Source organism: Pseudoglutamicibacter cumminsii (genome assembly GCF_003143995.1).
In the GTDB taxonomy this organism is placed as follows: Bacteria; Actinomycetota; Actinomycetes; order Actinomycetales; family Micrococcaceae; genus Pseudoglutamicibacter; species Pseudoglutamicibacter cumminsii_B.
The window spans coordinates 303,506-317,535 of sequence record NZ_QFWG01000001.1; the positions used below are offsets into that span (position 1 = coordinate 303,506).

At 59.4% G+C, this 14,030-nt stretch carries 12 protein-coding genes; 2 read left to right on the top strand and 10 right to left on the bottom strand.

The window, feature by feature from the left end; all coding sequences use genetic code 11:
* The first annotated feature begins 82 nt into the window (after nucleotides 1-82).
* Nucleotides 83-835: a hypothetical protein gene (locus tag CAY35_RS01390; RefSeq protein ID WP_109303000.1), complete on the top strand. Its 753-nt coding sequence runs from the start codon at nucleotides 83-85 to the stop codon at nucleotides 833-835.
* On the opposite strand, the gene CAY35_RS01395 is transcribed toward CAY35_RS01390, so the two are convergent.
* The 8 genes from CAY35_RS01395 to CAY35_RS01430 all read right to left on the bottom strand — a co-directional run bounded on the left by CAY35_RS01395 (nucleotide 795) and on the right by CAY35_RS01430 (nucleotide 9,977).
* Nucleotides 795-3,077 carry a RelA/SpoT family protein gene (locus CAY35_RS01395; protein WP_109303001.1) on the bottom strand — a complete coding sequence of 761 codons (2,283 nt, stop codon included), beginning with the start codon at nucleotides 3,075-3,077 and terminating at the stop codon, nucleotides 795-797. The two genes, CAY35_RS01390 and CAY35_RS01395, sit on opposite strands and share 41 nt — an antisense overlap.
* 196 nt (nucleotides 3,078-3,273) lie before the next feature.
* Nucleotides 3,274-4,269, bottom strand: coding sequence for a protein translocase subunit SecF (gene secF / locus CAY35_RS01400; protein WP_109303002.1), 996 nt, complete (start codon nucleotides 4,267-4,269; stop codon nucleotides 3,274-3,276).
* A gap of 1 nt (nucleotide 4,270) precedes the next feature.
* The gene (gene secD, locus CAY35_RS01405) at nucleotides 4,271-6,016 is read right to left on the bottom strand and encodes a protein translocase subunit SecD (RefSeq protein WP_109303003.1); all 1,746 of its coding nucleotides are present in this window, start codon (nucleotides 6,014-6,016) and stop codon (nucleotides 4,271-4,273) included.
* Between the two features lie 97 nt (nucleotides 6,017-6,113).
* Nucleotides 6,114-6,497: a preprotein translocase subunit YajC gene (yajC, locus tag CAY35_RS01410; protein ID WP_109303004.1), complete on the bottom strand. Its 384-nt coding sequence runs from the start codon at nucleotides 6,495-6,497 to the stop codon at nucleotides 6,114-6,116.
* Nucleotides 6,498-6,644: 147 nt separating this feature from the next.
* Nucleotides 6,645-7,703, bottom strand: coding sequence for a Holliday junction branch migration DNA helicase RuvB (gene ruvB / locus CAY35_RS01415; RefSeq protein ID WP_109303071.1), 1,059 nt, complete (start codon nucleotides 7,701-7,703; stop codon nucleotides 6,645-6,647).
* A gap of 51 nt (nucleotides 7,704-7,754) precedes the next feature.
* Nucleotides 7,755-8,393: a Holliday junction branch migration protein RuvA gene (gene ruvA, locus CAY35_RS01420; RefSeq protein WP_109303005.1), complete on the bottom strand. Its 639-nt coding sequence runs from the start codon at nucleotides 8,391-8,393 to the stop codon at nucleotides 7,755-7,757.
* Between the two features lie 124 nt (nucleotides 8,394-8,517).
* Nucleotides 8,518-9,144, bottom strand: a complete 627-nt coding sequence (ruvC, locus tag CAY35_RS01425; protein WP_109303006.1) for a crossover junction endodeoxyribonuclease RuvC — start codon at nucleotides 9,142-9,144, stop codon at nucleotides 8,518-8,520.
* 71 nt (nucleotides 9,145-9,215) lie between these two features.
* Complete coding sequence (locus CAY35_RS01430) at nucleotides 9,216-9,977, bottom strand: YebC/PmpR family DNA-binding transcriptional regulator (protein WP_109303007.1); 762 nt, start codon at nucleotides 9,975-9,977, stop codon at nucleotides 9,216-9,218.
* A 173-nt stretch (nucleotides 9,978-10,150) separates the two neighbouring features.
* On the opposite strand from CAY35_RS01430, the gene CAY35_RS01435 reads away from it, so the two are divergent.
* Nucleotides 10,151-12,163 carry a M3 family metallopeptidase gene (locus tag CAY35_RS01435; RefSeq protein WP_109303008.1) on the top strand — a complete coding sequence of 671 codons (2,013 nt, stop codon included), beginning with the start codon at nucleotides 10,151-10,153 and terminating at the stop codon, nucleotides 12,161-12,163.
* A gap of 128 nt (nucleotides 12,164-12,291) precedes the next feature.
* On the opposite strand, the gene pdxS is transcribed toward CAY35_RS01435, so the two are convergent.
* Nucleotides 12,292-13,185, bottom strand: a complete 894-nt coding sequence (gene pdxS, locus CAY35_RS01440) for a pyridoxal 5'-phosphate synthase lyase subunit PdxS (RefSeq protein ID WP_101629374.1) — start codon at nucleotides 13,183-13,185, stop codon at nucleotides 12,292-12,294.
* A gap of 172 nt (nucleotides 13,186-13,357) precedes the next feature.
* The gene (gene pgsA, locus CAY35_RS01445; RefSeq protein ID WP_109303009.1) at nucleotides 13,358-14,029 is read right to left on the bottom strand and encodes a phosphatidylinositol phosphate synthase; all 672 of its coding nucleotides are present in this window, start codon (nucleotides 14,027-14,029) and stop codon (nucleotides 13,358-13,360) included.
* Nucleotide 14,030: the final 1 nt, after the last annotated feature.

Genomic DNA, 14,030 nt, shown 5'->3' on the forward strand with positions numbered 1-14,030 from the left:
CACTGTCGTCAGGGCCCGGAGTTATCCACAGGATAACTCCGGGCCCTTGTCATGTGCAGGGCGCAACTTGAAACATAGAGCTATGAGTCCCGGCCACAATGTGCTTGATATCCCGAAGCCTCAACCAGATCTATTGCCTATCCCCCACACCAAGAGCCGTTTATGCTCGGTTGCGTTGTGGGATGAAATGCGTGAGGGGCTTTCTCAGGCGGAGCTTGCGGCGGGCCTCAGAGATGACCTCATCAGGCACATCCTCGGACCGCTCTACGCGGCCTTGCCGGTCAGCCTAGACCCTAAGGTGAGATGGGCCGCGCTGTATCGCTTCCAGGTCGCGCTTGCCGCGGAAGGGATCAAGAACAGCGTATTTGACCACGAGAGCGCGTTGTGGGCCTGGCTCGGCGGGAAACCTCCAGCGAGCTTGAATGTGCGTGCACGGGCTATCAGCCGACGGTTCAGGGCCTTCGGCGGGGTGAATATCTATATCGCTCCGCTGAATCTCAGCCAGACAGACATCGCGTATGTCGAAGGGGTGCGGGTCGTGACCCCTTTGAGCCTGGCGGTAGAGCTCGCAGGGTCGATTGCAAGCGACGCGGATCTCCCAAGAACTAAAATCGCTCGTCTCATAACGGACTATCCGGATCGGGTTGCGGCAACCTTTGATCCTTCAACCCGTCAGAGCCCTGAGCAGTGTGAGCTGAGGCCCGAAGACGTTGACACGATGCTTGCGCGGTGCGATCGCTTCGCGAGGTTCGGGGCTAAGCGTCAGACCCTCGTTAAGCGGCGAATACGCGAGATCATTGCTGATCTTCTGAGGACCCACCCAGAACTCGACTGACGTCATAGACACCTTCGATCCGGCGAATCGCAGCAAAAATGTGGCTCATGAAGTCCGGCTCTCCGAGCTGGAAACGGAAACGGGAGATCGCCGTACGGTCCTTCGTGGTCCACAGGTTCGCCGACAAAATGTTAACGTGATTCTCTGAGAGCACCTTCGTCACGTCACTCAGAAGCGAATGACGGTCCAGCGCTTCAACCTGAATCTCGACGGTGAACACGGTGTGGGCGCGTGGGTCCCACGCGACTTCCACGATCCGTTCGGCCTCGGCGCCGCTCAAGTTCGCAATGTTGGGGCACGCCGCACGGTGAACCGTCACGCCAGAGCCGCGCGTCACGAAACCCTTGATCGAGTCTGGTGGGACAGGCGAACAGCATGGAGCGAGCTTTGCCATGACATCGCGTGAGCCCTGAACGATGACTCCCGACGAGCTTGGCTGAGACCTGTGAGAAGCGCCCTGCCCCGACGTAAAGTCCAGACCTGGCTCCGGCGCAGCGACCTCTGGCTCGCCCGTTAGGCTCGTGATGTGCTCCATCACGTTCTTCGAAGAGACGTGCCCTTCACCCAGCCCGGCATAAAGTCCGGTGATGTCGTTGTAGTGAAGCTCCTGAGCGACCGCGTTGAGGATCTGAGCGGTCATGAGTTTCTGAAGCGGCAGGCGGGCCTTGCGAATCGCTTTAGACAGCAGTTCCTGGCCCTTTTCGACCGCTTCCTCGCGGCGTTCCTTCGAGAACCACTGACGGATCTTGGTGCGGGCACGCGGCGAGGCCACGAAATCTTGCCAGTGACGAGACGGTCCAGCGTTCTCGGCTTTAGAGGTCAGAATCTCGACCTGGTCCCCGTTATTGAGCGGCGTATGCAACGGGACGAGCTTGCCGTTGACCTTCGCACCGACAGCCCGGTGCCCTACGTCGGTGTGCACCGCGTACGCGAAGTCAACCGGCGTCGAACCTAACGGAAGCGAACGCACCTCCCCCGCCGGGGTGAAAACGTACACCTCAGCGGAGTTGATGACGTAGCGCAGCGAATCGAGGAATTCGTCGGGGTCTTGGGTGTCTTTCTGCCATGCGACCAGACGGTTCAGCCAGTTGATGCTGGTCTCTTGGTCGCTCTCCTGGCAGCCCTGCTTGTACTTCCAGTGCGCAGCGACACCGTATTCGGCACGCTGATGCATCTCATGCGTGCGGATCTGCACCTCGATCGGCCGGCCACCCGGGCCAATGACCGATGTGTGCAGGGACTGGTACATGTTGAACTTGGGCATCGCAATATAGTCTTTGAACCGGCCCGGAAGCGGGTTCCAGTGCGCGTGGATGATGCCCAAAACCGCATAGCAGTCTTTGACGGAATCGACGAGGATCCGAACCCCCATGAGGTCGTGGATCTCGTTGAAGTCTTTCTTGCGGACCACCATTTTCTGGTAGACCGAGTAGTAGTGCTTTGGCCGGCCCGTGATGACGGCCTTGATTTTCTGTTCCGAAAGGTTTGCTTCGATCGCCTGCCGAACCTGTGCAAGGTACCGCTCACGCTCAGGCGTGCGCGCACCCACCATGCGGACGATCTCTTCATACACTTTCGGGTGCAACACTGCGAAGGAGAGATCCTCAAGCTCCCACTTGACCGTATTCATGCCCAGGCGGTGAGCAAGCGGCGCATAGATTTCCAGGGTTTCGTGGGCCTTCTTCGCGGCCGACTCAGGACTCACGTAACGCCACGTGCGGGCGTTGTGCATGCGGTCGGCGAGCTTGATCATGAGCACGCGAATGTCTTGAGACATCGCGACGATCATCTTGCGCACGGTTTCGGCTTGCGCCGCTTCACCGTACGTGACCTTGTCGAGCTTGGTCACACCGTCAACGAGCAACGCGATCTCGTCGCCAAAGTCTTTGCGGAGGGCCTCAAGCGAATACTCGGTATCCTCAACCGTGTCGTGCAGCAGGGCCGCCGCCAGGGTCGCGCCGGTCAAGCCCATCTCAGCCAGGATCGTTGCAACCGCTACCGGGTGTGTGATGTAAGGGTCGCCTGATTTTCGTTTGACACCTTCGTGCCAGTGAGCGGCCACATCGTAGGCGCGTGTGATGAGTGTGAGATCCTCGTCCGGGTTCTGTGCCCGGACGGTTCGGAGGAGCGGCTCAAGAATCGGCGGCGCAGCAGGGAACGACGAACGGCCAGAGAAACGGATCAGGCGCGACAAAGACCTGCCTCGGCGTGGCGGCTGTGAACCCACTCGCTGTTGCACCATGGCAACGCTGCCTCCTCTTAGGCCAAGCGCGGAGCCTGGCTGTGTAAACACAATACGGTGATTGGGTCAGTTTAGACCAGATGTGAAGGAAAAATCGCACCATGAAGCAGAGAAACCGTGGCGGGAGAGGTAGATACCTCGTCCCGCCACGGTCAACTCTCAATTCGCGGTCACCATCAAACCGGCGACCAGCAACTTATGCGAGTGCTTCTGCCGACTCTTCGCGATGCTGAGCGACTTCCGCATCGAGCTCCTTGACGTCTGCGTCGCCCTTACGCAACTGGTAGTACAGCGGCGCCTGAATAAACAGCGTTGACAACGTCGAAACGATGATGCCGACGAACAACGCCAGGGCGAGGTCACCCAACGTACCCGCACCCAGAAGCCAGTAGCCGATGAAGAGAATCGAACCAACCGGCAAGATCGCGACGACCGAGGTGTTGATGGAACGCACGAGCGTCTGGTTGACCGCTCGGTTGACCTTCTCATCGAACGTCATGACGTACTTCAACGCCGGATCAGATGTGTTCTCGCGGATCTTGTCGAACACAACAACCGTGTCATAGAGGCAGTAACTCAGAATCGTCAAGAAACCGATGACGGCACTCGGGGTCACTTCAAACCCGACCGCTGCATAAATGCCGGACGTGACGATCATGACCACGATAAGGCCGCCAACTGCCGCGAGCGACATCTTCCACGTACGGAAATAGACCGCCATCAACAGCGCGACCAGGACCATGAAGACAACCAGGCCGATAGCGGCCTGACGCGAAACGTCCGCACCCCACGTCGGGCCGATCGACGAGACCGAGACCTTGTCGACATCGGTCTCATATGCCTTCGCGAGCGCGGCCTTGAGATCGTCGGCCTGCTGACCTGTCAGCGGATCAGTCTGGACGCGCATCGTGTTGGAAGCCAAATGCGTCGTGCGAGCGTTCTTGTCCGGAATCACTTCGTGGGCTGCGTCGTCGCCCACCTTAGGGTCAGTCTTGTGTACCTGAGCGACCTGGAACTCGTTACCACCACGGAAATCGATACCGAGGTTAAAGCCTCCGCGCACGACAGGCACCAAGACCGACAACACGATCAAAACCAGCGCAATGCCGAACCACAGTTTGCGCTGACCAATGAAAGGATACGAACGCTTACCCGAGTAGAGCTCGTTACCCCACGTTGCTAACTTCGCCACGTTAGTTCTCCTCTACTTTCGGTGACTCAGAACCCTGAGTGTTCTCGCGGGCCTCAAGCTCTTCAGCTCGGCGACGCTCGGCGATGGTCATACGACGCTGAGCCTCGCGGTTAGCGCCGCTACCCTTCTTGCCGTCCTGCTGCGCATCACCCGTTTGGCGGCGCACGCGAACACGACCTGCACCTGCGTACAGCGGTTCCGCACCCAGAAGGCGTGGGTCAAGACCAGACATACGGTGGCCCTCAGAGAAGAAACGCATACGGCTCAGCAACTGCAGCATCGGGTGCGTGAATAGGAACACCACGAAAATATCCGCAACCGCAGTCAGACCCAACGTAAACGCGAAGCCCTTGACGTTACCTACAGCCACGAAATAGAGAACAACGGCCGCGAGGATGTTGACGGCCTTGGAAGCCAAAATCGTACGACGTGCACGGTTCCAACCCGTCTCAATGGCCTGCTGAAGTCGGCGACCCTCGCGCAACTCATCACGAATACGTTCGAAGTAGACGATAAACGAGTCCGCGGTCAGACCAATCGAGACAATCAAACCCGCGACACCCGCCAACGACAAGCGGTAATTCGCGCCCCAGCCCAGCAGAACGATCGCAAGGTAGGTCAACGTACCCATGATGATGAGCGAGGCCATCGTGACCAGACCCAAAACGCGGTACTGGAAGAAAGAATAGACAGCAACCAGAACGAGACCGATCAAGCCTGCGATCATACCGGACTTCAACTGATCAGCACCGAGCTTCGCCGATACCTGAGTCTCAGTAGGGATGTTGAAGCTCATCGGCAACGCACCATAGCGCAACTGCTCTGCGAGCTCCTGAGCGGACTCCTGGGTGAAGTTACCGGTAATCGACGAGCGACCATCGGAAATGACTGCCAGCGACTGCGGAGCCGAAACCACGCGGCCATCCAACACGATCGCGAACTGATTCTTAGGAGGCTGCGAGGAAGTCAGGCGCTGAGTGACAGTCTTGAACGCATCGGCACCCTTCTTGTTGAAGGTCAATGCAACTTCCCAGCCGCCCGTCGTGTAGCCCTGGGAGTTCTGCTCTGGACGCGCCTCAGCATCAGTGATGTCCGAACCCGATACCTCAACCGGCCCCAAGAGGTACTTGGCCTGCAACGGCGGATCGAGCTCACACGCAATAGCCGGCTCATCAGCCTTAAACGTTGTGCGCTCCTTCTTGTTCATCTCCGCCTCGCAGTCCCACTGCTGGAACTGACGGAACAGCTCAGGAGTAACCCACGCGTCATCTGAACCGTGCTTAGGTTTACCCTCCGGCTTTGGGATGTCCTTGATCGGAGTCAGGTCCTTCTCAGGCGTCGCGGTGATGTCCTGGCTCGCCGTGATCACCGGACGGAACTGCATCTGAGCAGAAGACTTAATCAGGTTACGGGTCTTCTCATCAGGAATACCCGGCATCGCGACGACGATGTTCTGATTGTTCTGAGTCGTCACTTCAGCTTCGGCAACGCCAGTGCCGTCAACACGCTGGCGAATAATCTCAACAGCTTGCTGCAACTGTTCAGAAGTGACCTTCTTACTTGGGTCATCCAACTTAGGGGTCAGCACCATCTCGGTACCGCCCTCAAGGTCCAGTGCAAGCTTAGGAAGCGCGCCGGTCTTGCCAGCGACGACGCCACCAACAAGCACAGCAATCATCACGAGGTGAATGACCGCAAGCCAGATGAGCGACCGACGCGCATGACGCTTGGGGCTAGATGTTGACATAGGGGTTTCTCTCAAACACGAGCAATGAACAAATAAAACTTTGCGGCGGCCTCAAAACCTCAACGTGAAAAAGGTCCGAACTGCCGGACGCCAGACGTCAGCGCTGGCCAGGTTCCTCAGAGCCGCCGTTGTCCTTCGGCTCATCCGTCGAGGCGGTGTCGGCAGCGCTTTCCTGAGGGAACTGAGCGATGGCCTGAATGTGGAACATCACGCGGTTGCCTGGAGAGAGCTCCAGCAACACCTTGTTCTCGTCCTTGAAGGTGTCAACGACAGTGCCGAAGATGCCCGCGGTCGTCATGACCTCCGCGCCCGGAACAAGCTTGGTCTCGCGCTCTTCATGGGCCTTCTGCATCCGCTTACGGTTACGGAACATAGTAAAGACCAGGAAGATGACCATCAGGCCAAGCATCAGCAAGAGAGGGCTAAAGCCTCCAGTCTGTGCCTTTTCACCTTCGGCCAATAACTGCTGCGCGGAGAACACGGGGCATCCTCAATTCAGGTTGTAGAAAACGTTGCATGACCTTGCACACAATTAAGCGCAAGGGAAACACCGATCTAGCCTAACCCACGTAACCAGCGACTCGCCGCACATCCGCCCTAGGTTTCAAACGAGGAATCGAACCAGGTTTCAGATCAGACGGCCTGTACCACCGGTTTCTGGATCGCTTCCAGCGACGGAGCCCGGCGCACCTTCTGGAGGTGTCAGTCCGAGGTGCGCCCACGCGGCTGGAGTCGCCACACGCCCACGTGCAGTGCGGCCGAGAAGGCCTTCGCGAACCAGATAAGGCTCAGCAACCTCCTCAACGGTTTCCGTCTCTTCACCTACCGAGATAGCGAGCGTCGACAGGCCAACAGGGCCACCACCGAACTTGGTGCACAAGGCCAGCAAAACCGAACGGTCCAGGCGGTCCAGGCCGCGCTCGTCGACGTCGTACATATCCAACGCAGCAGCTGCCTGCACCGCATCGATCCGGTCGATCCGGTGCACGAGCGACCAGTCACGCACACGACGAAGAAGCCTGTTCGCGATACGCGGGGTTCCCCGCGATCGCGACGCGATTTGCTGGTAGCCGTCGTCAGTGAGCCGCACATCAAGCATCACTGCCGAACGCCGCAGAACCATCTCTAGCTCTTCGACCGAATAGAAGTCCAGATGTCCCGTAAAGCCGAACCGGTCCCTCAGCGGCCCTGGCAAGAGGCCCGCACGCGTCGTGGCACCGACCAATGTGAAAGGCGGAAGATCCAAAGGAATCGCCGTAGCGCCGGCACCCTTACCGACGACGATGTCAACGCGGAAGTCCTCCATCGCGAGGTACAGCATCTCTTCAGCCGGGCGGGCAAGACGGTGAATCTCGTCGAGGAACAAAACCTCGCCTTCGGAAAGCGAGGACAAGATCGCCGCGAGGTCGCCCGCGTTCTGGATGGCGGGTCCGGAACTAATGCGTAGTGGGGCCTGCATCTCAGCTGCAACGATCATCGCGAGCGTAGTCTTACCAAGCCCTGGAGGACCTGAGAGCAATACGTGATCGGCAACCCGGCCACGCAACTTCGAAGATTCGAGGACCAGAGACAGCTGCTCACGAACCCGCGACTGGCCCACGAACTCATCGAAGTTCTTTGGGCGCATCGCGGCTTCAAGCGCGCGTTCCTCGGGTTCGCCCGTTGCGTCCACGAGTCCACGCGACATGTCATCTGCCATCTCGATGCGTTCCTCTCCCCTTGCTGATTACCCGTGACATTAGGACCGTATGCCGGTCCCGGCACCCACTCCACGCAACGTGGCACGCAACAGTTCAGGAACCGAGGCTCCCGCGAGTTCAGGCTGTGCCTTGAGGGTTGCGGCCAGAACCTTCTTAGCTTCCTTCTCGGTCCACCCCAGGCCCGTCAAGCCCTCGACAACCTGAGCCTCTGCCGCGCGGGCCAATGCGTCTGCTTCAGTTTCCGGCGCTGGCGACTGCTCGGCTGGCACATCTGCAGACAGCGTCAGCTTGCCCTTGAGCTCAAGAATGATGCGGCTAGCGGACTTAGGTCCAACGCCGGATACGCGCGTCAACGCCTTCGTGTCTTCGCTTTGCACGGCCGCCGCTAGCTCGTCCGCGGAATGCACCGCCAGAATTGCTAGACCCAGCTTCGGGCCAATGCCGGAGACGGTAGTGATGATCTCGAAAACATCGCGGTCGCGCACAGTGCTGAAACCGAACAGCGTCATCGAGTCTTCGCGCACGACCAGGCTAGTCGGAAGCGTCGCTTCCTCACCCACAGTGAGTTCCCCTAGCGTCCGCGGAACAGCGTTGACCAGATACCCCACGCCATTGACGTCGAGCACAACCGAGTTCAGATTCAACGCCACAACTGTGCCTCGAAGCTGAGAAATCATGGGTACGGACAACCTTTCACGGAGAAAACGCACGCGTCGTACGGCAAAGAATCACCGCAATCCCTACTATATCCGAATATATCTTCGAATCTACGGATCGCCTCGCGATGCTTAAGGAACAGCCTTATAGTCCTCTTGGCTTTCGGGCCCTCGCACGCAGCGCGGCCTCCGCGCGGGCCGAATTATTTGCGGCTTGAGCCTGGGCTTTAAGCCAAGCGCGCTGCGCAGGCGCGACCCCGCTCTGACTCGAAGCTGACGCTGCAGCCTTAGACGCCGGGTCAGCGCCACGCCAACCATGCGCCAACGCGATAGCGATAGCATCCGCCGCATCGGCCGGTTTAGGAGCAGCCGCCAGCCGCAGGATCTTCGTGACCATCCGTCCAACCTGCTGCTTATCCGCCTGGCCGCTACCAGTGACCGCGGCTTTGACTTCAGTTGGAGTGTGGAGAGCGACCGGAATCCCCCGCCGGGCAGCCGCAGCGATAATCACGCCCATCGCCTGCGCGGTGCCCATCACCGTCGAAACGTTCGTATACGTAAACACGCGTTCAATCGCCAAAGCATCGGGCCGGAACTCATCCAGCCACGCATCGATACGCTCAGAAATCGTGAGCAAACGCTGGTCCAAAGGCACCTCGGACGACGAACCGATCACACGCACATCCTCAAGCGTCGCCGTGCGGTCAGCACCAACAGAAACCAGGGCCAACCCGCAACGGGTCAGCCCTGGATCAACACCTGCTACACGCACTCGCCAACCACCGTGTCAGCCACCGTGCGAGCCCCTAGGCGCGATGTAAGCAACTGTTTCTGCCTCTCGCTTTACTCTTCGCCGAGCGCCTCAATGACCTCAGGGGTCATGTCAACGTTCGAGTACACAGCCTGGACGTCGTCGAGCTCTTCAAGCGCTTCTTCGAGCTTGATGAACGTGCGAGCGGCGTCAACGTCCAACTCGACCTTCATCGTCGGAACGTATTCGACCTCGTCAGAGCTGTACTCAACACCAGCCTCATCAAGGGCCTTAGCCACAGACTGCAGTTCAGATGGCTCCGAAAGGATCGTGAAAGAATCGCCGACCTTGGTGATTTCCTCGGCATCAACATCGGCCATGAGGACAACCTCCATGAGGGAATCCTCAGTGTGATCTGCCTCCGGCACCACAACAACACCCTTGCGGTTGAAGAGGTAGTTGACCGAACCTGGGTCAGCGATCGTGCCACCGTTACGGGTGATCGCAACGCGGGTCTCAGACGCCGCGCGGTTGCGGTTGTCGGTGAGGCAGTGCACCAGAAGCGCGGAACCCTGCGGGCCGCGAGCTTCGTACATGATCTCGGTGTAGTCGACAACCTCACCGGTCAAGCCGGCGCCACGCTTGATCGCGCGGTCGATGTTGTCGTTCGGAACAGAGTTCTTCTTCGCCTTGTTGACAGCGACTTCAAGTGCCGGGTTGCCTTCAAGGTCCGGACCACCAGCACGCGCAGCAACCTCGATTTTCTTAATGAACTGTGCGAAAGCTTTCGCGCGCTTCGCGTCCAGCGCCGCTTTCTTGTGCTTGGTTGTTGCCCATTTGGAGTGGCCTGCCATGGTTCTCCGTCCCTATGTCAGCTGTTCTTTCGACACTCCATTCTATAGCTTGAACGCTGAGATGCGCCGTTCCACGACTCAAGGCCCGCTTTCAGCTGCGGTTCATCTATGTTTTCTGAGCCCCGCCGCCGTCGAGAGTGACATCGTCCTGATTTCTGTGAAAGAGTCTCTTCATGACTTATCTCACACAGCCAAGCGGGCTGCCATACGATTTCCCTGACTTCTCCAAGGTCACGCCGGACCTTTTGCGCGACTCGGTTCGTGCCGGGATCAAGGATCAAGAAGAAGCCGTCGCCGCCATCGTGAACAACACTGACGAGCCGACGTTCGCTAACACGTTCGAGGCCTTCGAGCTCTCGAGCGAGGGCCTGCACCGTGCCGCCGCTGTTGCGTTCCACCTGTTCTCTGCCGATGCGACCGAGCCGATCCAAGCTGTTGAAGCTGAGATCACTGCCATGGTTGCGGCACATCAGGACGCAATGACGCTCTACCCGGGCCTCTACGCCCGGATGCAGCAGGTCGATGCGGGCTCGCTTGAAGGCGAACAGGCGCGCCTCGTTGAGGTCACGATGCGGTCCTTCCGTGCAAGTGGCGCGGAACTTGATGCTGAAGGCCAGGAAAAGCTCAAGGCCTTGAACGCTCAGCTGACTGATCTGCAGACCGAGTTCGGTCGCCTCGCGATGCAGAACCTCGTGGATGCGGCGCCTACCCTTACGGAGACGGAAGCCACGGGCCTCTCCCCTGCACGGCTTGAAGCGACCCGCCACGCCGCTCAGGCCGCCGGAGCTGAAGGGCACCGCATCTCGCTCGTGTTGCCAACCGTTCAGCCAGATGAGGCGATCCTGACCACCGCTGAAGGTCGTAAGAAGTTGCATGAGGCTTCCTCTCAGCGCGCATCGGACGGCAAGAGCTCTGCCATCGCCGCGCAGATCGCCGGCTTGCGCGTCGAGCGCGCCCGGTTACTCGGTTTTGAGACGCATGCCGAAGAGATTCTGTCTCTGCGGTCGGAAACCTCGGTCCCTGCGATCAACGATCTGTTGGCTCAGTTGGCTAAGTCTGCGCTCGCGAACGCGGCGGCTGAAGACGCGCGCATCGCTGAAGCGCTGGGTCTCGAGCCTCTGTCTTCCGAGGTTCCTGTGGCTCCGTGGGACCGCGCACGGGGGCTGAGCCTTGTTGGCTCGCAGTCCGATGGGGTTGATGCGGAACTACTGCAACAGCACCTTGAACTCGAGACGGTTCTGACCGAAGGTGTTTTCCGTGCCGCTGGCTTGGTCTATGGGCTGAGCTTCACGGAGCGCAACGATCTGCCGCTTCCACACCCGGACGCCCGCATCTGGGAAGTTTTCGAAGAGAACGGGGATGCGATCGGCCTGTTCGTCGGGGACTTCTTCGCGCGTGACACCAAGCGTGGTGGTGCCTGGATGAACGAGCTGGCCCAAGGAGCAAGTGCTGCGAATTCACGGCCAATCATCTGCAACACGCTCAACATTCCGAAGCCAACCGGCGGGAACCCTGCATTGTGCACGTGGGATGAGGTCATCACGTTGTTCCACGAGTTCGGGCACGCGCTCCATGGCCTCTTGAGCGCCGCTGAGTACCCGTCGCTGGCCGGTACCAACGTGGGCCGCGACATCGTCGAGTTCCCATCGCAGGTCAACGAGATGTGGGCCGTGCACCCTGAGGTTCTGCCTCACTACACCAAGCACGCCCACACGGGTGAACCGCTTCCGGCCGATCAGATCGAGAAACTCACCGCGACCAGCACATGGGGTGAAGGATTCTCGACCAGCGAATACCTCGCCGCATCGATTCTGGACCTCGCGTGGCACCAGCGCACCGGTACCGACGTCGAGGCTGACCCGGCCGCGTTCGAAGACTCAGCATTGCGTGAAGCTGGCTTCAACCCGGACTCGATCGAGTCTCGCTACAAGACCGGCTACTTCCAGCACATCTTCGCTGGCGGCTATTCAGCCGGTTACTACTGCTACATCTGGTCGGAGATCCTTGACGCCGATGCGGTCGAATGGTTCAAGGAGCAAGAGGACATCCGCGCCGCTGGTCAGCTGTTCCGCGAGGAGTTCCTGAGCCGCGGCAACACGCGCGATGCGCTGGAAAGCTACCGCGCATTCCGTGGACGCGACGCCCGCATCGACCCGCTGCTTGAGCGCCGCGGTCTGAAGGCGTAGGACGGCGAGAAGCCAGGACTCTGGATACGAAAATGGTGTGGGTGATGCAGATTTCTGCATCACCCACACCACGTTAAGAGTGAAGAGGGATCAAGCCCTCTAGCTCGGGTCTGATTACTCGGGTTCGATTACCAGCCGCGCTCTTCGAGGCGGTGGTGCACTGGGATCTCATCGACGTTGAGGCCAACCATGGCTTCGCCGAGACCACGGGATACGTCAGCGATCACCTTCGGGTCGTTGTAGTTGGCGGTCGCCTTGACCACTGCAGCTGCGCGGGCTTCTGGGTTGCCGGACTTGAAGATACCGGAGCCCACGAACACGCCGTCTGCGCCGAGCTGCATCATCATAGCTGCATCTGCTGGGGTTGCGATGCCGCCAGCCGTCAACAGCGGGACCGGGAGCTTGCCTTCGCGCGCGACCTCGACGACGAGGTCGTATGGCGCCTGCAGTTCCTTCGCAGCAACGTACAGTTCGTCTTCAGCCATCGAGGTGAGGCGGTTGATTTCGGCGCGGATCTTGCGCATGTGGCCGGTAGCGTTCGAAACGTCGCCGGTTCCGGCTTCGCCCTTGGAGCGAATCATCGCTGCACCTTCGTTGATGCGACGCAGCGCCTCGCCAAGGTTTGTCGCGCCGCAAACGAATGGGGCCTTGAAAGCAAATTTGTCCACGTGGTTCTCGTAGTCAGCTGGGGAAAGAACTTCGGATTCATCGATGAAGTCGATGTCTAGGGCTTCCAGCACCTGGGCCTCAACGAAGTGTCCGATGCGGACCTTCGCCATGACCGGGATCGATACTGCTTCCTGGATACCAACGATCATGTCGGGATCCGATGCGCGAGACACACCGCCCTGGGCACGAATATCGGCAGGCACGCGTTCGAGAGCCATAACGGCCTTAGCGCCTGCGGCTTCAGCGATGCGAGCCTGTTCAGGGGTTACGACGTCCATGATGACGCCGCCAGTCAGATGGTCAGCAAGCCCACGACGGACACGAGCTGCCTGCTGGTTCGGTTGTGCGTTCACGCGAACAATACCTTTCGGTCATCGAAATAGAAGATCAGGGAAAACTTGGGCTCATAGAGGCCAAACCCTTGTTCATGTTATCGGTCATTGCGGCCTACGGTGTGCACGGCTGTCATATCGAGCGAAGAACAGCGTCATATGACGTCCGAGATTATGGATTGTCAGCCATGAATCACCGGCGCGTCTGTGCCGGTTCATGGCCGGCGCGGGCCTGGGAAACCACTTTGGTGATGCGTTGCCCGATCGTCACCACAGAGCCGACGCACACGGCGACGACTCCGCCGAACCACCACCACGAGTTCAGGCCCAAACCAGTGAAACCGGTCAGTATCAGCACGACGACCAATCGTTCCGAGCGTTCGACAAAACCCACCGAGGCATCGAAACCCAGCGCCTCGGCTTTAGCCCGCACATACGAAACCAGCCCACCGGCAGCCATGAGGGCCAGCGCGGCTGTACCGAACATCGGGCGCCCGCCGCCGGTGAACCACCAGAACGCGAGCGTACCGAAAATCGCGAAATCAACCAGCCGATCCAGGGACGAATCGAGGAAGTTACCCAGGGCACGGTCTGCCGACGAGCGGGCTCGACCGTGCCCTGCTTCAGCTTGTTGGTCGAGGTAGCGAGCAAGCTGGCCATCGATCATGTCGGAAAAGATGAACAGCGTGATCGCGACCGTGCCCCAAAACAGCTGACCCCAGCTGTACAGAGCGACCGCGGAAACAGCGGCGCCGACCGAACCTAGTACCGTGACCAGGTTCGGTGTTGCGCCCGCGCGTGCCAGAGTACGCACGAGCGGGCGAAACAACGCCGTGAAAAATCCGCGGGCATACCGATCAAGCATC